This is a genomic window from Sphingomonas sp. BL-S-29 (assembly GCF_055521495.1).
Genome location: NZ_CM145482.1, coordinates 2,563,844 through 2,581,746, shown reverse-complemented (window position 1 = coordinate 2,581,746; position 17,903 = coordinate 2,563,844). Strand labels below are relative to the sequence as shown.

Annotated in this window: 16 protein-coding genes; 9 read left to right on the top strand and 7 right to left on the bottom strand. The window is 67.8% G+C overall.

Features of this window, described 5'->3' with window-relative positions:
- Position 1: 1 nt before the first annotated feature.
- The 5 genes from ACZ1I2_RS12275 to ACZ1I2_RS12255 form a co-directional block, all read right to left on the bottom strand.
- Positions 2-925: an HPr kinase/phosphorylase gene (locus tag ACZ1I2_RS12275; RefSeq protein WP_465173846.1), complete on the bottom strand. Its 924-nt coding sequence runs from the start codon at positions 923-925 to the stop codon at positions 2-4.
- Positions 926-1,069: 144 nt separating this feature from the next.
- Positions 1,070-3,523, bottom strand: a complete 2,454-nt coding sequence (locus ACZ1I2_RS12270) for a TonB-dependent receptor (protein ID WP_465177047.1) — start codon at positions 3,521-3,523, stop codon at positions 1,070-1,072.
- Positions 3,507-4,436 (bottom strand): FecR family protein, encoded by a 930-nt coding sequence (locus tag ACZ1I2_RS12265; RefSeq protein WP_465173848.1) that lies wholly within the window; start codon positions 4,434-4,436, stop codon positions 3,507-3,509. Before ACZ1I2_RS12265 ends, ACZ1I2_RS12270 begins: the two co-directional genes overlap by 17 nt.
- A gap of 54 nt (positions 4,437-4,490) precedes the next feature.
- On the bottom strand, positions 4,491-5,003 hold the full coding sequence (locus ACZ1I2_RS12260; protein WP_465173951.1) for an RNA polymerase sigma factor: 513 nt from the start codon (positions 5,001-5,003) through the stop codon (positions 4,491-4,493).
- A gap of 98 nt (positions 5,004-5,101) precedes the next feature.
- Positions 5,102-5,749, bottom strand: coding sequence for a M23 family metallopeptidase (locus ACZ1I2_RS12255; RefSeq protein WP_465173849.1), 648 nt, complete (start codon positions 5,747-5,749; stop codon positions 5,102-5,104).
- 146 nt (positions 5,750-5,895) lie between these two features.
- Here ACZ1I2_RS12255 and ACZ1I2_RS12250 point away from each other — a divergent pair, with 146 nt between their 5' ends.
- The 9 genes from ACZ1I2_RS12250 to ACZ1I2_RS12210 are packed head-to-tail and all read left to right on the top strand — an operon-like array spanning position 5,896 to position 16,071.
- Positions 5,896-6,705 carry an aldolase/citrate lyase family protein gene (locus tag ACZ1I2_RS12250; protein WP_465173850.1) on the top strand — a complete coding sequence of 270 codons (810 nt, stop codon included), beginning with the start codon at positions 5,896-5,898 and terminating at the stop codon, positions 6,703-6,705.
- A gap of 37 nt (positions 6,706-6,742) precedes the next feature.
- Entirely contained in the window at positions 6,743-7,540 is a 798-nt protein-coding gene (locus ACZ1I2_RS12245; RefSeq protein ID WP_465177048.1) for an inositol monophosphatase family protein, read from the top strand.
- Entirely contained in the window at positions 7,537-9,411 is a 1,875-nt protein-coding gene (locus tag ACZ1I2_RS12240) for an SLBB domain-containing protein (protein ID WP_465177049.1), read from the top strand. Before ACZ1I2_RS12245 ends, ACZ1I2_RS12240 begins: the two co-directional genes overlap by 4 nt.
- Positions 9,412-9,413: 2 nt before the next feature.
- On the top strand, positions 9,414-10,523 hold the full coding sequence (locus ACZ1I2_RS12235) for a capsule biosynthesis protein (RefSeq protein WP_465177147.1): 1,110 nt from the start codon (positions 9,414-9,416) through the stop codon (positions 10,521-10,523).
- Positions 10,520-11,503, top strand: coding sequence for a glycosyltransferase family 2 protein (locus tag ACZ1I2_RS12230; protein WP_465177050.1), 984 nt, complete (start codon positions 10,520-10,522; stop codon positions 11,501-11,503). Before ACZ1I2_RS12235 ends, ACZ1I2_RS12230 begins: the two co-directional genes overlap by 4 nt.
- A complete protein-coding gene (locus ACZ1I2_RS12225; RefSeq protein ID WP_465177051.1) occupies positions 11,500-12,798 on the top strand; it encodes a hypothetical protein in 1,299 nt (432 codons plus the stop codon). The genes ACZ1I2_RS12230 and ACZ1I2_RS12225 overlap by 4 nt, the downstream gene beginning before the upstream one ends.
- Complete coding sequence (locus ACZ1I2_RS12220; protein ID WP_465177052.1) at positions 12,795-13,808, top strand: NAD-dependent epimerase/dehydratase family protein; 1,014 nt, start codon at positions 12,795-12,797, stop codon at positions 13,806-13,808. The genes ACZ1I2_RS12225 and ACZ1I2_RS12220 overlap by 4 nt, the downstream gene beginning before the upstream one ends.
- Positions 13,805-15,625: a thiamine pyrophosphate-binding protein gene (locus ACZ1I2_RS12215; RefSeq protein WP_465177053.1), complete on the top strand. Its 1,821-nt coding sequence runs from the start codon at positions 13,805-13,807 to the stop codon at positions 15,623-15,625. The genes ACZ1I2_RS12220 and ACZ1I2_RS12215 overlap by 4 nt, the downstream gene beginning before the upstream one ends.
- On the top strand, positions 15,610-16,071 hold the full coding sequence (locus tag ACZ1I2_RS12210; protein ID WP_465177054.1) for a GtrA family protein: 462 nt from the start codon (positions 15,610-15,612) through the stop codon (positions 16,069-16,071). Before ACZ1I2_RS12215 ends, ACZ1I2_RS12210 begins: the two co-directional genes overlap by 16 nt.
- On the opposite strand, the gene rfbG is transcribed toward ACZ1I2_RS12210, so the two are convergent.
- Positions 16,047-17,126, bottom strand: a complete 1,080-nt coding sequence (gene rfbG / locus ACZ1I2_RS12205; RefSeq protein WP_465177055.1) for a CDP-glucose 4,6-dehydratase — start codon at positions 17,124-17,126, stop codon at positions 16,047-16,049. The two genes, ACZ1I2_RS12210 and rfbG, sit on opposite strands and share 25 nt — an antisense overlap.
- Positions 17,123-17,896 (bottom strand): glucose-1-phosphate cytidylyltransferase, encoded by a 774-nt coding sequence (gene rfbF, locus ACZ1I2_RS12200; protein WP_465173859.1) that lies wholly within the window; start codon positions 17,894-17,896, stop codon positions 17,123-17,125. The genes rfbG and rfbF overlap by 4 nt, the downstream gene beginning before the upstream one ends.
- Between the last annotated feature and the right edge of the window lie 7 nt (positions 17,897-17,903).

Genomic DNA, 17,903 nt, shown 5'->3' with positions numbered 1-17,903 from the left:
GTCAATCGATGTCCGCGGCCAGATGGGCTTGCACCGCGTCCAGCGTCGGCGCGAACCAGTCCGGGCTCCACGGCCGCTCCAATTCAAGCACCGGTACCCTGCCGATCAGTTCGACGGAGGCGACCCAATGGCGTCGCGTATGGCCAAGCGTGGCGATGTAGCGGCCGCGATAGGTATTCGCGAGCACCGCGTTCAGCGCCTCCGCGCCGCGCAGCCGCCTGATGGCCACGCGCCGCGCCTCCTCGGCGCGCCTGAGCACGAAGATGGCACCAAGCTCCATCTGCGCGGGTGCGCCGTCCCGACGCGCGGGCACGTTATACTTATCCCGCCCGTCAAGCGCCCGTTCGAAGCCGTCAGTGGTGCGGCCGGACCGCTCGAGCGAATCGCGCCAGAGCCGCATGTGCGGAATGCCGGCATAAGCGACCGGCCTGCCGGCATCGTCGGCCCCGATCACGCACACATCGTCCGACAACAGCGCATGGCCGCGGTCGTGGAAGAGCGACGCCAGGGTCGACTTGCCGGCACCGGAGGCGCCGGTAAACGCGATCGCCCGGTCGCCGATCGCCACCGCATTGGCATGGAGCGGCATCAGGCCGCGTTGATGCAGCAACGCGCCGAACGCGGAGCCCAGCAGGAACAGGCGAATGTTGCGCGGCGAAGCGCCGTCGACTGGGTCGACGAGGATCCGGCAACCCTGTTCGATGCCGTAGCGCGCGATGCCGGGCACATGGAGCACGGCCCCCTTCCCGCTCACCACCAGCTCCTGGACGTCGGAACGCGCAACGCCCAGATCGGCGAAACGGATAGAGACATCGGCACCTTCGCCCGGCGCGGGGTGAAGTTCGGGCAGCGCCATTTCCGATCTGATGGTCAGGCCGAACAGCGCATAGCGATAAACGAGCCGGTCGCCGGGAAGGTCCGTCATGGTCCGGCGCGCACTCCCTGGTCCAAACCCGGCCCTGCTATGCGCCGCCGCGTCACTTGTCGACTCGCCCTGAATGAGGTGGCGGACAGGATGAGACCAGCGCTTGGAAAATCCCCCGCGCATTCAGACACAATCAACGCGACCCTAGAATGCGACGTCGAAGCCAAGCCTTATGCTGCGCGGCTGAAGCGGGGTGATCTGGTTGCGGTCCCGGACCAGGAAAGGCGACCCGAGCGCGAAGCGGTTGCCGCGGGCGTCGAGCAGGTTGGTCAGCGACAATGTCACCGCGCGCTTTGCGTTGCCAACCCTGAATTCGAGGCCGGTATCGAGATAATCGCCCTGGAGCTGCCCGAGGATCGCGCCGATCCCGAGCGTCGATTTTCCGACATAGCGGCCATAGCCGTTCACCTCGAAATCGAGCTTGTCCGACAGCGGCGTGGCATAAGCGAAGCCGAGCCGGCCGGTGGCATCGGCGACATTGGGGAGGCGATCGAAATTCGTCTGGGCGAGATCGGCCGGCAAGGTGGTCGTCCCGCCGACGATCACGAAGCTGCTCAGATCGCGCGTCGTCACCTTGCTGTCGTTGAGATAGATCGACGCGTCGAACGACAGGCCGTGAAGCGGTTGCCAGCGTGCCGACAGCCCGACTGACAGGACGCGGCCATCTCCCACATTGGCCGTGGTGGGGAAGCCGAAGCCATCGATCAAATCGGCCTGGATATCGTTCCAGCGCGACCAGGACGCATTCAGCGACAGGCTGAAAGTATCGCCGCTATAGCGAGCGCCGCCTTCAGTGGTGGCGACCCGATCGCCCTTGAAGCGCTGCACGAAATCCTGCCGCACCGCGATCCCGCCAGGGCGAAAGCCCTGCTGGTAGCGGGCGAACAGCGTCAGCCGGTCGGTCGCGCGCCAGGCGAGCGCGGCGGAGGGCAGGAACCGGGTTTCCGATCGGTCGCTGTTCGCGCCCGGATCGACCCTCAAGGCGACGGCGCGGAGCGCATCCTCGGAATCGCCCGCCAGACGGGAATGGGTTAGCCGCCCGCCGAATGTCAGCGTCAGCCGGTCGACCGGCTCGACCGACGTCTCGCCATAGAGCGTCTGTTCGTCCACCTGGTTGCGCACGCCGGTCAGCATCGCGGTGAGCGGCCCGACATCCATCAGGCGGTTCACCCGTGCCTCATTGTGGAGCACGCTGAGACCGATCACCCACCCCGTCCCGTCCGGGCCCCGGCGCGCGAGCCGGGTCTCGGCGGTAATCATCGAGATGCGGTCGGTCTGGATATAGGCGGCGGCCGCGGCGTCCACGACCGGCTTCACCACCGGGTCGAGCGGGTCCGCCAGTGCCGCACCTTCGAACTGCTCGAAGACATATTGATGGGCATAGCCGAGCGACGAGGTCAGCTCGAGATTACCCCATTGCTTGCGCACGACCAGGTCGCCGAGCCAGTAATCGTTGCGATAGGGCTGCGCCACGTCGCTGCTGCGGGTAAGGCCGTCGCCGCCACGTTCGGCATATTGGCTGTCGGCACCGTCGATGCGCTGGCCGACGCCGCTGAGGTCGATCGTCCAATCGTCCGCCGGCACGAAGCGCAGGGCGGCGCGGCCGCCGATGGTGCGGACGTCGTTCACATCCTTCAGTCCGCGGCCGGTATCGTCGATATAGCCGCCGTCGACGGAGCCGAAGGCAAGCGCGCGAAAGGCGAGCCGGTCGTCGACGATCGGCACGTTGAAGATGAGCCCGCCATCGACCCCGGCCTGGCCATGCTGCACGGCCTGTGCGCCACTCCAGATCGTGCCGCCGGTCAGGTTCAGATCGGGCGCGCGCGGCACCACGCGGACGACGCCGCCGAGTGACCCCGCGCCATAGAGCGTGCCTTGCGGTCCTTCGAGCACTTCGACGCTGCGGATGTCGTAGAGGCGCAGGCTGGGATCGGGCGCGCTGTAGGTGATCCGGCTATTGCCCCAATATTGGCCGACAGTGGCCTGGGTGGGACCGACAAAGCTGGAATCGGCGATGCCGCGGATGAACAGCTTGTTGCGGCCGGGGCCAAGATGCGTGGAGACGACGCTGGCGACGCGCGCGCCGATCGCGTCGGTGCCGCGCGCGCCATCTGCCTTCGACACGGTGTCGCCGTCGATGATCTGCACCCCACCGGGATAGACGCTGAGCGGCACGCTGCGCTTGGATCCCGTCACGACGATTTCCGCTGTGGCGGTCTCGTCCGGCACGGTGACCGGTTGCCGCGGCGCCCCGCGCGCGACGCGTACGGGTGGCGGCGGGAGCGGCACATATTCGATGAGAAAGGTGTTGGTCGCGACCCGCCGGGCGGCGAGGCGGGTGCCAAGCAATATCCGCTCGAGCGCCTGGGCCGCGGTGAATTTGCCGCGCACGGCCTTCACCCGCTGCGTCGCCAGCCGGGAGTCGCGAAAGCCGATGCTGGTGCCGCTCTGACGGCTGAGCAGCCGGATCGACTGGTCGAGCCGGGCAGCGGGAATGTCGATATCCGCCGCCTGCTCCTGGGCATGCGCAGGCGCGCCGATCAGCAGGACTGCGGCGATCAGGGGAAGGGAGAGAGCGGTGTTAGTGCCGCCGGACATTGGCTGGGGTCATCGTCCAGCTATCGCCCCGCTCGGCAAAGGTCACGCCGAGAAGCGGGCCCGCGCGCGCCAGCACTTCGCGCGGAGGCCCTCGCAACACCAGCGTACCGGTGAAGCGAAGGCGTGCTGCCCCGTTTGCGACCCGAATCGAGCGTCCGGTATTACGGGAGAGATCGCGCGCGACCTGATCGAGCGTCGCATCGTCATATTGGAGCTGGCCCGATTGCCAGCTGCCGATTCCTTCCGGGCTGGCCCTGCGTAGCGCCGGCGCGGCATCACGGTCGGCCCGGGACAGCGCGTCGCCCTGGTTGAGCCGGATGCGCTGCTTGCCTGCCTCATAGTCGACAGCGCCTTCAGCGACCGCCACGTCAAGGGCATCACCGCTCCGCACCACGTTGAAGACAGTGCCGATATCGACGAGCCGCGTGCCATCGGCGACCACGACGAACGGGTCCTTCGCATCATGCTTCACGTCGAACAGCGCTTCGCCCTGGGCCAATGTGACCTGGCGCGGCGCATCGGGATCGAACGATACGCGCGTGTCGCCGTTCAGCATGACGCGCGAGCCATCGGCGAGATCGATCGTCCGGTGCTCGCCCTGCGCCGTCGCGACTTCGTGCACGGGCGCATCGCGCAGCATCACCGTCCCGCTGACCACTGCCACCAGCGCCGCCGCGATCGCGCCGCCGGCGGCAAACCAGCGCCCGCGCAGGGGGGAGTGCGCGGGCGCTGTCGACGCCGCAACAGGGGATGCGGCGAAGAGCTGGGCCGCCCAGGAATCGTCTTCCAGAGCCACCTCATAAGCGGTCAGGTGGCGGGGATCGCTCTCCAGCCATGCGGTGAGCCCGTCCCAATCGGCGAAGGACGCGTCATGGGCACGGATCGCCCAGAGCCGCGCTGTTTCTCCAATCATACCAGACCCTTGTTCCATCATGCCCACCTCACTGACATGACGGACTCGCTTTCGCTATTCCGCATCGAACTGTTCCTTGAGTTCGGCGAGGGCGCGATAGGCCTTTTGCAGATCCTTCTCGACCGAGCTGAGGCTGACCCCCAGGTCGCGGGCGATCGCGGCCTGGCCGACGCCGTCGAGGCGATAGCGGCGAAACACCTGCTCGACACGCGGGCCGAGCCCGGCCAGCATCGCTTCGGCCTGGCGGACACGTTCGCGCGCGATCAGCACGCGCTCGCCCAGCGGCTCGTCCTCGGGGGTCGGGCCGGCGTCGTGCCAGTCCATCTGGCGACGCTCGCGGCTGACCAGCGAGCGGCGGCGATCGCGCATCAGATTCTCGGCGGCACGGAACAGATAGGCGACAGGATCAGCCACGGGCTGTCCGGGCGCGATGGCGACGCGCTGCCACAGGTCGTGCAGCACATCCTCCGCTTCGTCGCCGGCGCCGCGCGCGGCGAGGAAGCGCAAAAGCCGCGCACGCTCGTTCAAGATGACGCGCTGCAGGCCGTCGATCGACTCACCCTCCATGGCGTTACGCAAAGCATCCGGGGAGGGGCTTGCCAAGCCCGGTTGCCGCGCGGCAGGGCCAGCCTGTCGCGACGTCGGGACCGGTCCCCCGACAAGCATCAGAGACCTGCTCCAACCACTGACTCCGTTTCCGCGCGAGCGCGGGCAAAAGCGGAGATATGGGGCTCCCCCCCACCCAGCGAAACCCGCGCCGCCGCCGGCTCCCCGCTGAGCCATGCAAGCGGGCCGGTCGGCTGGCCGTTCAGCCGCACCTCGAAATGGAGATGGCTGCCGGTCGAGCGGCCGGTGGAGCCCATCATCGCGATCTCCTGACCGCGCTCGACGTGCATGCCGGGCCCAACCATGAACCGGGAAAGATGCGCGTAGCGCGTCACCAGCCCGCCGCCGTGATCGACCTCGATCATGTTGCCATAGCCACCCGCCTTGCCGGCGAAATGCACCACGCCGCCCGCGGCCGCCAGCACGGGGGAACGGAGCGGCCCGGGTATGTCGATGCCGCTGTGCAGGGCGGGCCGGCCCAGGATCGGATCAACGCGCCAGCCGAACCCGGAGGACAAGCGCGGCAGGTCGACCGGTACCGATGTTTTCGGCGCCGAGACCGGCATTTCCGGCAAGGCCGCGGACTCGGCCACAGGCTCGTGCAGAACCGCGTCATGCCCGCCGGGTAGCCTGTCGTTATCGGCCGCCGCCATCCCCGAGCTGCCCAAAAGCCACAAGGCACCGGTCAGCGGAAGGGCGGAAAGCACTGGCATTATGTCTGAAGGACGGAGACCTTCCGCCCGTCCCGTAAGCCTGATTCAATTATTTTTTGCGGTCCCGTTTCGGCTGCGGGAATGGCCGCGGCGCTCCGTCCCTCAGTTCACCAACAACGGCTGCACTCAGGAGACGAAGGGTGAATTCGACCGAACGCCGCATGCTCGACATGCTCAAGAAAGGCCGCGACCGCTTCGGCGTCGTCGCGGTGAAGGCGGAATTCGAAGCGGAAGGCACGCGTCCCGACGAGCTGCTGCGCCTGCTCGAGCTCGCCTATCGCGCCGACCTGAAGGTCGCGCTCAAGATCGGTGGCTGCGAAGCGGTGTCGGACCTGCTCGCCTCGAAACTCTACGGCGCCAATTACATCATCGCGCCGATGGTCGAGACGCCCTATGCCCTGTCGAAGTTCGTCGAGGCCAAGGCCAAGGTCTATGGCGACGACAGCGACACGCAGTTTCTGTTCAACCTCGAGACCGAAACGACGCTGCGCAATCTCGAAGCGATGCTACCGCTCGCGAAGGTGGCGCTGGATGGCGTGGTGTTCGGCCGGGTCGACTTCACCCTGTCGCGCGGCCTGCCGCGCGGCGCGATCAACGATCGCGGGATCACTGACGCGGTGCTCACCGTCGCCAGGTCCTGCGCCGAGCACGGGCTGGAACTGGTGGTCGGCGGGTCGGTCGCGGTCGAATCCGGGCCCGCGCTGCGCGAGATGCGCCGCATCCGCCTCGACCGGTTCGAGACGCGCAAGGTGATCTTCGACGGCAGCGCCGCCGACATGCCCGGCTTCGAGGCGGCGATCAGCAATGCGGTCGCGTTCGAGCTCGCCTGGCTGGAGAACAAGCGCGATTATTATCGCACCATCGCCGACGAGGACCAGTCGCGAATCCGGATGATCCAGGATCGCATGGCCGTCGTCGCGCGCGGTCGGCTGGCCAGCGTCGCTGCCTGATCCGGACATGTCGCTGAAGGAGGAAGTTGCCGCCTTGATGCGAGGCGTTGCCGCGACCGCGGTGACGCCGCGTTTCCGCACGCTCGCTGCCAGCGAGATCGCGGAGAAGAGCCCGGGCGAGATCGTCACCAGCGTCGACCGCGAGGCCGAGCGGCTGTTGCACGAAGGACTGGAGCTGATCGGTATCCCCGCCCGCATCGTCGGCGAGGAAGCGGCGGAGCACCAGCCCGAGCTGCTCGACGGCATCGGCGAGGGGCTGGTCTGGCTGATCGACCCGCTCGACGGCACCGCCAATTTCGCCGCGGGCCGCGCGCCCTTCGGCATGATGGTGGCGCTGGTCGAGGAAGGCGTGCCGCTCGCCGGCTGGATCCTCGACCCGCTCAGCGGGCGGATGTGCCATGCCGCAAGGGGTGCCGGCGCTACCTGCGACGGCGTGCCCGTGCGCAGCAGGCCGACGGGCAATGCCATGCCGGTCGCGGCGCTGGGCACGCATTTCATGACGCCGGAACGTCGCGAGCGCGTCCATGATCTCGCCGATACGCGGTTCGAGCGCGTGCCCGTGCCGCGCTGTGCCGCCGAAAGCTATCCACGACTGGTGCTCGGCGAGAATGACCTGACGCTGTTCCAGCGCACCCTGCCCTGGGACCATGCCGCAGGCGCGCTGTTCCTGACCGAAGCGGGCGGCTTCGTCACTGACTGGAACGGCACGCCGTACCGGGTCGGCAGCGGCCGCGGCATCCTTGCCGCCGCCGACGAGCGGCTCTGGGCGACCGGTGCCGAGATATTGCTCGGGCCGGCGGCCGGCCTGATCGAAAGAGAAGATTGCCCCATATGATGACGTCCTGGAAGCGAGTGCTGCTCGGCTGCGTGTTCGCGCTGCCGCTGATCCCGGCCGAGGCGGGCGCGCAGCTTTCCCCGCCCGTGTCGTCCACCGGGCAACAGGGTGGCGCCGATGCCATCTCGCGCGGGGCGGCCGCTGGGCAAGTCGCCGTGCCGCAGGCGGAAGTCCGGCCTTACGAGCCGACCGTCATCGACAGCCGGCCCGGCGCGCCGCCGCCCGACAGCGCGGCCGATGTCGTGACGAAGAAGCAACCGGGACCTCGAGTAGCGAACGAGTTCGAGGCCTTCGTCTCCGAGGCGGCGGGCAAGCCGCTGCGCCGCTTCGGGGCCGAGTTGCTGGTGCCCGGCGCGCGCGACTTCACGGTTGCGCCCACCACCACCGTGCCGCCGGATTACCGCCTCAACCCCGGCGACGAGTTGCTGCTCGGCCTGACCGGATCAGTGCAGGCCGCCGATCTGCGGCTGACGATCGACCAGGAAGGCCGGATCTTCGTGCCGCGCGTCGGCGCGATCACGGTCGGCGGCATGCGCTATGGCGATGTCCGCGACGTGATCGCGCGCCAGGTTTCGCGCCAGTATCGCGGATTCGATCTGCAGGTGTCGGCCGGGCGGCTCCACGGCATCACCGTTTACGTGACGGGCTTCGCGGCGACGCCGGGCTCCTATACCGTCAGCAGCCTGTCGACCCTGGTCAATGCCGTGCTCGCGGCCGGGGGACCTTCCTCGGGCGGCAGCTTCCGTTCGATCCAGCTTCGCCGCGACGGAAAACTGGTCTCCGACTTCGACCTCTACGACCTGCTGCTCAAGGGCGACAAAACCGGCGACGCGGCACTGCAAAATGGCGACGTCATCCATGTCGCACCGGCCGGCGAGCAGGTCGCCGTGATCGGCAGCGTCAATCGCGAAGCCATTTTCGAGATCGCGCCAGGCGAGACGCTCAACGATGCCGTCCTTTATGCCGGCGGCGTCAACACCGTGGCCGACGACAGCCGGCTGATGGTGCTCGATTCGCTCGGCAAGTCGGAATCGGGCTGGCGGCAGGTCACCGCCACCGAGGCGCGGAGCCGCAAGGCGCGGCGCGGCGATATCGTACGGGTATTGTCCGATGTCGGCATCGCCCGCCCGATCGACCAGCAACCCGTTTTGGTGACGATCAGCGGCGAAGTGGCGCGACCGGGCCGCTATTATTTCCGTCCGGGCACCAGGCTCGAAGACGTGGTGACTCAGGCCGGCGGCCTCACCTCCCAGGCCTTTCCCTATGCCAGCGTGATCACGCGCGAGAGTGTGAAGGCGCAGCAGAAGCTGAGCTTCGACCGAGCGATCAAGGACATGGAGTTTCAGCTCACGGCCCAGCCGGTCGTCTCGGCCAATCGCGCGCAGCTGGCCCAGCCAGGCAATCTCGCTTTGGTCCATTCGATCGTCGAGCAACTCCGCACGCGCGAGCCGAGCGGACGGCTGGTGTTCGACCTGCCGGTCACCGCGCCCGCGCTGCCCGGCGAGGTGATCGTCGAGAATAACGACACCATCTATGTGCCGCCGCGGCCGGTGACGGTGGGCGTGTTCGGCGCGGTGCCGAGCCCCGCCTCCTTCGCCTATCGCGACGGCAGTTCGATCGGCGACTTCATCCGGTCGGCCGGCGGCGTGCAGCAACTCGGCGACAAGAGCGAAATCTTCGTGGTGCGCGCCAACGGCACCGTGCTGGCGAACGGCAAGAAGATAGTGCACGCGCCGGCGCTGCCGGGCGACCTGGTCTATGTGCCGATCGACGCCAATCGCGGCGAGTTCTGGGCGCGGCTGCGCGACATCACGGGCAGCCTGTTCGGCGGCCTGGTCGGTGCGGCGTCGATCAAGGGACTGGCAAATTGACGATGATCGCGAGCGTGACCGACGCGGTGCGCGATCCGCGCTCGCGGCGCCTCGGCTATATGGTGCTGGCGCTGCTGCTGGCGGCGCTGTGCGTCTTCCCGCGCCCCTATGTCGCCCGGGCGAAGTTGGTGCCGCAGGACAGCAACAGTGTCGGGCTGGGATCGATGATGAACGCGCTCGGCGGCCAGCTCCAGGGGTTCGCCGCCTTGCTCGGCGGCGCCAAGCAGCCGATCGACATGTATCTCGCCATCTCGCGCGGCACCGAAGTGACCGACGACGTGATCCGGCGCCTGAAGCTGGTCGGGCCAGAGGGTTATGCCAGCGCCGATGCGGCTCGGCTCGCTTTGGCCCAAAAGGTCGACGTGCATTCGCTGACCGGCGGCATCGTCGAGGTCGAGGTCCGCATGCACGACCCGGCCAAAGCGCAGGCGCTGACCGGCGCTTATGTCCAGGCGATCAGCGATCGGATCATCGCGCTGGGCCGCGACCGGGTCCGCCGCAAGCGCGACGTGGTGCAGGACCGCTTCAAGGAAGCCGCCACGCGCGTGACCACCGCCGAAGCGGCGCTCAACGGCTTCCGCCGGCGCAACAACCTGGCCGAGCCGGAAGCGCAGCTCGGCTCCGCGCTGTCGCTGCGCGCCGGGCTCGAAGCACAGCTCCAAGCCAAGCTGGTCGAGTTGGAGACGCTGCAGCGTTTCCAGGGGCCGGACAATCCGCAGCTCCAGTCGGTCCAGTCGGAAGTCGCCTCGATCCGCGCCCAGATCGCGCGTACGGCCGAAGCGAAGGTCGGGGTCACGGGACCGAACGTCGCCGGCCTGTCGCAGGTCTCGGGCGAATATCTCAACCTCTATCGCGACTATCGCTTCGCCCAGGCGCTGTACGAGGTCTATGCCCGGTCGTCCGAGGAAGTGGCGGTCGAGACGCTCGCCTCGGAGACCGCGTCGGACGTGCAGGTGATCGAGGCGCCGCGCCTCGATGCCGATCGCAAGTACAACATCTCCGCGGTTGCCCTGCTTGTCCTGACGATCCTGGCGGCCTTGTTCACCGAGATCTACGCACCAGCGACCGGCATCGACCTGGGCCTGAAACGCCGCGAGGATGGTGCGCGATGACCTCGAGCGATGGGGGGATCGAGCTCTCGATCGTCATCCCCTGTTACAATGAGGAGGAGAATGTCCTGGCGATCTGCGCCGCCGTGACGGCGGAGGCGGAACGCCATGTGCGGTCGCACGAGATCATCCTGATCGACAATGATTCGACGGATCGCACCCGCCTGCTGATGCGGCATCTCTGCGCCGAGGACCCGCGCATCCGGGTGATCTTCAACAACCGCAATTACGGCCAGATGCGATCGCCGACCTATGGCATCTACCAGGCCGAGGGCGCGGCGGTGATCGGCATGTGCGCCGATTTCCAGGATCCGCCGGAGATGATCGGGGCCTTCGTCAAGCAATGGCGTGCGGGCGCTCAGGTGGTGCTGGCGCAGCGGCGATCGGAGCGGACGCCGCCTTTGCTGACGGCTGCGCGCTGGCTGGGGTACGGCTTGCTCAATCGTTACGGTGACTATCCGGTGATCCCCGGCGCGACCGGCTTCGGCTTGTATGCGCGCGAGGTGGTCGACACGCTCGCGGCGTGGAACGAGCCCGAGCCGTTCTTCCGCGGCATGCTGGTCGAGAGCGGGTACCGCCTGGCGATCCTGCCGTTCGACCGGCCAGAACGCGCGGCGGGCGAGACCAAGAACAATCTCTCCGCGCTGTATTCCTTCGCGCTGTCCGGCCTTGCCGGATCGGCCAAGTCGCTGCTGCGTCTGCCGATCCCGCTTGCCTTCCTGGCGGCCGCAGCAGTCGTGCCGCTTGCGGCGGGCGCGGTGGCAACCGCGATCATGGGCGGTAGCGCCTGGCCGCTGTTCGGCCTGACGATCGCCACCGCGATGTTCGCGATCATCCTCCTGTTCCTCGGCCTGATCGGCGAACAGGTGCGCATGCTCGCCGAGCGCAGCCGCAACGTGCCGCTGGTGATCGAGGAGGAACGGCTCAACTTCCCCGCCGCCCGCGCCCGGCCCGCCGCGCGGACGCTGGTGCGCGGGCCATGAGCACCCGGACGCGGCTTTCCCTGCTGCCCGAGATCGCTCTGGCGCTTGCCGTGGTGGCAAGCGTCGCGTGGACCGCAATGCAGTTCCGCGAGACGGGCTTTCTGCCCCAGCCCTTCGTGTTCGACACCAACGACACGTTCATGGACTGGTTCAACACCGCTTATTGGGCGAATCATCCCGGCGCCTTCTCGGTGTGGCGGACGGTCTATCCGCCCTTGTCCTTCGTGTTCCTCGACCTGTTCAGCCTGCCCGGCTGCTATCTCCAGTCGCCCTTTTACGCGCGCGACTGCGACTGGTTCGCGCGCTCGACGATCATCGGCTTCTATCTGCTCGATGTGGTGCTGGTCTGGTGGAGCTTCCACCGCGCCGATCCGCGCACCGCGCCGATCCGCGCGATCGCTTTCGGTCTCGGCCTGCCGCTGCTGTTCACGCTGGAGCGCGGCAACCTGATCCTGGTCGCCCTGCCCTGTTTCATCATTGCACACGGGCCACTCGTCCGATCGAGCGCGTGGCGCGCGCTCGCGGCCGCCGCGACGATCAACTTCAAACCCTATCTGCTGCTCCCGGTATTGGCCCAGGCAGTGAAGCGCGACTGGCGCGGCCTCGAACTGGCGGGTCTCGCCACTATCGCGCTTTATCTCGTCACGCTGGCACTCATCGGCAGCGGCACGCCGGGTGAGATCGCGGCGAACACCGCCAACTGGGTCGTCTTCCAGGGCGGGCAGGTGTGGAACGAGATCCATTATTCGACCAGCTATGCGCCGCTGCTCCAGGTCCGCAACGCGCAGATCCCGGTGCTCGACTTCGTGCCGTCGCGCACGGTCGAGACGATCGAACGGATCGTGCCGCTCCTGATCCGCGCCAGCCAGGGCGTCGCGGTCCTAGCACTGGCCGCCGCCTGGCTTCAGCCCCGCGCGCTGCCGCCGCACCGGATCGCGACGATCCTGCTCGGCGCGTTCCTCGTGACGCAGTCGCCGGGTGGCTATACCCAGGCGTTCCTGCTGTTCCTCGTGCTGCTCGAGCCTTGGCGCGGTGTTGGGCGGATCACCGCGATCGTCTGCGCCTATCTGCTCTGCCTGGTCGCCGACTGGCCGCTGTCGACCGTGCTCGACCTGTCGCTCGACAGCTGGCTCGGCGGGCGTCCGGTGAGCCCGAGCTTCGGCCTCGCCATCGGGCATTTCGTCCGGCCGGGCCTGGTCGCGCTGATCCTCTGGTCGCTCGCGCTCGACAGCATCGCCCGGGTGGTCCGCGCGCACGCGCTTCACCGCCCCTCGCTCGGGCTGATGCCGGCATGATCCTGGAGCAGGATCTCGATGCGGTGCACACTGCGCTCGCGCCGTTCTGGTGGCGCCTCGCCGGCGCGCGCATCTTCATGACGGGCGGCACCGGTTTCATCGGCCGCTGGATGCTCGAAGCACTGGCCCGCGCCGAGACCGATATCGAAGTGACCCTCCTGAGCCGCGACCCGGCCTCTTTCGCCGCCAGGGTGCCGCATCTCGCGCGGCGCTTCCAGCTCGTCGCGGGCGACGTCACCGACTTTGCGCCGCCCGGCGGCCGGTTCACGCATGTGATCCACGCCGCGACCGACGCCAGCGCCGCGCTCAACGCCAATGATCCGCGCCGCATGTTCGACACGATCGTCACCGGTACCCGCCGCGCGCTCGACTTCGCGGTCGACCGCGGCGCAGAGCGCTTCTTCTTCCTCAGCTCGGGCGCGGTCTATGGCGCGCAGCCCGGGGACATCACGCATGTGAGCGAGGACTGGATGGGCGGCCCCGATCCGCGCGATCCACGCTCCGCCTATGGCGAGGGCAAGCGCGCCGCCGAGATGCTCTGCGCCATCTACGGCAAGCAGTTCGGGCTCGAGACGGTCAACGCCCGCATCTTCGCGCTGCTTGGCCCGCTCCTCTCGCTCGACATCCACTTCGCCGCCGGCAATTTCATCCGCGATGCGATCGCCGGCCGGACCATTCGGGTCGAGGGCGCGGGCACCGCGGTACGATCCTATCTCTATGCCGCCGACCTGACGGTGTGGCTGTGGGCATTGCTGATCGCCGGCGAGCACGGCGCGGTCTTCAATGTCGGGTCGGAGGAAGCCGTCTCGATCGCCGATCTGGCGACGCGCACCGCCGCCCTGCTCGGCGCGCCCGATGTCGAGATTCTCGGCCGGCCCGATCCCGGCTGGAACCCCGGCCGCTACGTGCCATCGACCGCAGCGATCCGCGGCGCGCTCGGCCTTACCCCCATGATTGGCCTCGACGAGGCGATCCGGCGCACCGCGCTTTCGAACGGATGGACACCATGACCCTGATGAAACTCTCCGACTGGGTGGCCGAACGGCTGGCCCGGCATGGCATCGAGCATGTCTTCATGCTCACCGGCGGCGGGGCGATGCACCTCAACCACTCGCTCGGCACGCATCCCGATCTCGCCACGACCTTCACGCATCACGAGCAGGCGCTGTCGATGGCGGCGGAGGCCTATTACCGGCTGACCAATCGGCTGGCGGTGGTGAACGTGACCTCCGGGCCGGGCGGCACCAATGCGATCACCGGGGTGTACGGCGCCTATGTGGATTCGATCGGCATGCTGGTGCTGTCGGGCCAGGTGAAGCGCGAGACCACGGTGCGCGCGACGGGCCTGCCCTTGCGGCAATATGGCGACCAGGAGCTCGACATCGAAGAGCTGATCCGGCCGATCACGAAGTACGCGACGATGGTCAACGATCCGCAGACGATCCGTTATCATCTCGAAAAGGCGCTTCATCTCGCGACCAGCGGGCGGCCGGGGCCGGTCTGGCTCGACATCCCGCTCGACGTGCAGGCGTCGAAGATCGATCCCGAGACGCTGCCGGGCTTCGACCCGACCGAGCTGGACGAACCCTGGACGGATATCGACCACTCAGCCGTCGCGGGCACGATCCTCGACCTGATCCGCGGCGCCGAACGCCCAGTGGTGTTCGCCGGCGGCGGCGTACGGCTGTCGGGCGCCTATGACGATTTCCTGAAGCTGATCGAGAAGCTCGGCGTGCCCGTCGTCACCGGGTGGAACGCGCATGACGTGCTGTGGAACGATCACCCGCTCTATGCCGGCCGCCCCGGCACGGTGGGCGACCGCGCGGGCAATATGGTCACGCAGAGCGCGGACCTGTTGCTGGTACTCGGCAGCCGGCTCAACATCCGCCAGGTCAGCTATAACTGGCAGAGCTTCGCGCGCGCGGCGTTCAAGATCTGGGTCGACATCGACCCCGTGGAACTGCGCAAGCCCAATGTCGTGCCCGACATGCCCGTGGTCGCCGACCTTGCCGGACTGATCCCGGCGCTGCTCGACCAGCCCTATGCCGGCCCCAATGAAGATCACCGCGAATGGATGGAGTGGGCGCGCGAGCGGGTCCGGCGCTTCCCGGTCGTGCTGCCGGAATATCATGACCATGGGCCGCTGATGCACCCCTATGTCGCGATGGACGCGCTGTTCCGGCAATTGGGCGAGGACGATCTGGTCGTCACCGGCAATGGCAGCGCCTGCGTCGTCAGCTTCCAGGCGGCGGAGATCAAGCGCGGCCAGCGGCTCTGGACCAATTCGGGCTGCGCCACGATGGGATACGAGCTGCCCGCAGCGATCGGCGTGTGCGCCGCGACCGGTGGCAAGCAGCGCGTGATCGCCATCGCCGGCGACGGCAGCATCATGATGAACCTGCAGGAGTTGCAGACGATCGCGGGTTACGGCCTGCCGGTGAAGATCTTCCTGATCAACAACAGTGGCTATGTCTCGATCTTCCAGACTCACCGCAACTTCTTCAACGGTGTGGAAGTGGGCGGCGGGCCCAAGAGCAACGTGACCTTTCCCGATTTCTCCAAGGTCGCCGGCGCGTTCGGCTTCGCCTATTTCCGGGCGGACACGCATAACGAACTGCCCGGTGCCATCGCCACGGCGCTGGCGACCGAAGGCCCGGTACTGTGCGAGCTGTTCGTCGACGAGCATGTCTCCTTCGCGCCCAAGCTCGGCGCAAAGGCGCATCCCGACGGGCGGATCACCTCGCCTGCGCTGGAGGATCTGTCGCCCTTCCTGCCGCGCGAGGTGCTGCGCGAGAATATGCGAATCCCGCTATGGGAAGAATCGTGATCGCGGGCGGGGCGCGGCGCCCGCTGCGCTTCCTTGTGGCGGGCGCGGCGAACACGGCGTTCGGCTTCGCCATTTATCCGCTACTGCTGTGGAGCTCGCCTGTGCTCCACCGCCATTATCTGATCGCGCTCGGCATCGCCCAGGCGGTCAGCCTGTGCTTCGCCTTTACGACCTACAAGCTCGGCGTCTTCCGCACGCGCGGCAACATCCTGCGCGAATTCGGCAGTTTCTCCAGCTTCTACCTGTTCAACTATGCCGCCAACTGGGCCACCCTGCCGCTGCTGGTCGAGGTCGCCGGCCTGCCGCCGGTACTGGCACAGCTCGGCTTTACCGCGGTGCTGATCGTTGGCAGCTGGTTCTGGCACAATCACGTCACCTTCCGCCGGACGGACGAGCGGAAGGCGGCGGAACCGAGGCCCGCTCAGGCGGCCGATCGGATCGCGTAGCCAGTGGTGGCCTGATAATCGGCAATCTGCCCGCGGGTGACGGCGCGCGCATCGGCACCGCGGGCGACGGCCTTGTGCCAGTTCACGATCCAGTCGAGCGCTTCGTCCAGCGCGAGCGCCGGGTGCCAGCCAAGCGCGGCGCGCGCCTTTGAGCAATCGAGCCGCAGCAATCCCGCCTCATGCGGCCGTGGGCCGGTATCGGGCAGCGCATCCGCCGCGCCGCCGCCCCAGGCCGCGCGCATCCGCTCGACGATCCAGGACACCGGCCGGGCATCCTCGTCGGACGGACCGAAATTCCAGGCGTCAGCGAACTGCCGCTCGCCGGCGAGCAGCCGCTCGGCGATCGTCAGATAGCCGCCCAGCGCTTCGAGCACATGCTGCCATGGCCGCACCGCATCGGGCGCGCGGATCAGCGGCGCCACGCCCGTCTCGAAGGCGCGGACCAGATCGGGCAACAGGCGATCTGCCGCCCAGTCGCCGCCACCGATGACATTGCCCGCGCGGACCGACGCGAGCAGCGGCCCGCCATGGTCGAAGAAGGAGCGGCGCCAGGCCGCCACGACCAGTTCGGCCGCGCCCTTGCTGCTGCTATAAGGGTCGTGCCCGCCCATCGGGTCGCTCTCGCGATAGGGCCAGATCCATTCGCGATTCTCATAGCATTTGTCGCTGGTGACGCAGACGATTGCCTTCACGCCGGGGGTGCGCCGCGCTGCATCCAGCAGGTGCACCGTGCCCATCACATTGGTCGCGTAGGTCTCCACGGGCTCGGCATAGGACAGCCGGACCAGCGGCTGGGCAGCAAGGTGGAAGATGACTTCCGGTCGGGTCGCCTCGACCACCGCGCGCATGGCGGCGAGATCGCGCACATCGCCTTCGACATGCCTGACCACCCCCCCGATCCGCGCTGCCTCGAACAGGCTCGGCCCGGTCGGCGGCGCCAGCGCGAAGCCGGTGACCTCGGCGCCCATCATGTGGAGCCACAGGCTGAGCCAGCTGCCCTTGAAGCCGGTATGCCCCGTGACGAGCACCCGGCGACCGCGCCACGCGCCGCTCACCAGCGCTTCCACGGCGCGTTGCCGGCGCGCCACAATTCGTCGAGCTGCATCTTGTCGCGCAGCGTATCCATCGGCTGCCAGAAGCCGTCATGCCGATAGCTCATCAGCTCCCCGCGCCGCGCCAGCTGTTCGAGCGGGCCGGATTCCCACACGGTCTCCGGCCCGTCGACCAGATCGAGCACCGAGGGGTCGGCAACGAAGAAGCCGCCATTGATCCGCCCGCCATCGCCCGCCGGCTTTTCGCGGAAATCGGTCACCAGATCGCCGTCGAACTCGAGCGCGCCGAAGCGGCCCGGCGGCGTGACCGAGGTGATCGTTGCGCGGTGGCCATGCGCCTTGTGGAAGCGCACCAGTTCGCCGACATCGATGTCCGCCACGCCGTCGCCATAGGTCAGGCAGAAGGGCTCGTCGGGATCGAGGTGGTGGCGGATCGCGGCCAGCCGGCCGCCGGTCATCGTCTCCGCGCCGGTATCGACCAGGGTGATGCGCCACGGTTCGCTGCGGGCGAAATGCACTTCCATGCCGTTGCCCCCGCGCAGGTCGATCGTGACGTCCGACGTGTGCAGGAAATAATTCGCGAAATATTCCTTGATCAGATAGCCCTTGTAGCCGAGGCAAATGACGAAGTCATTGAATCCGGCCGCGGAATAGATCTTCATGATGTGCCAGAGGATCGGCATGCCGCCGATCTCGACCATCGGTTTCGGCCGCACATTTGTTTCTTCGCCGAGCCGGGTGCCCAATCCGCCAGCCAGGATTACGGTTCGCATCGTCGCT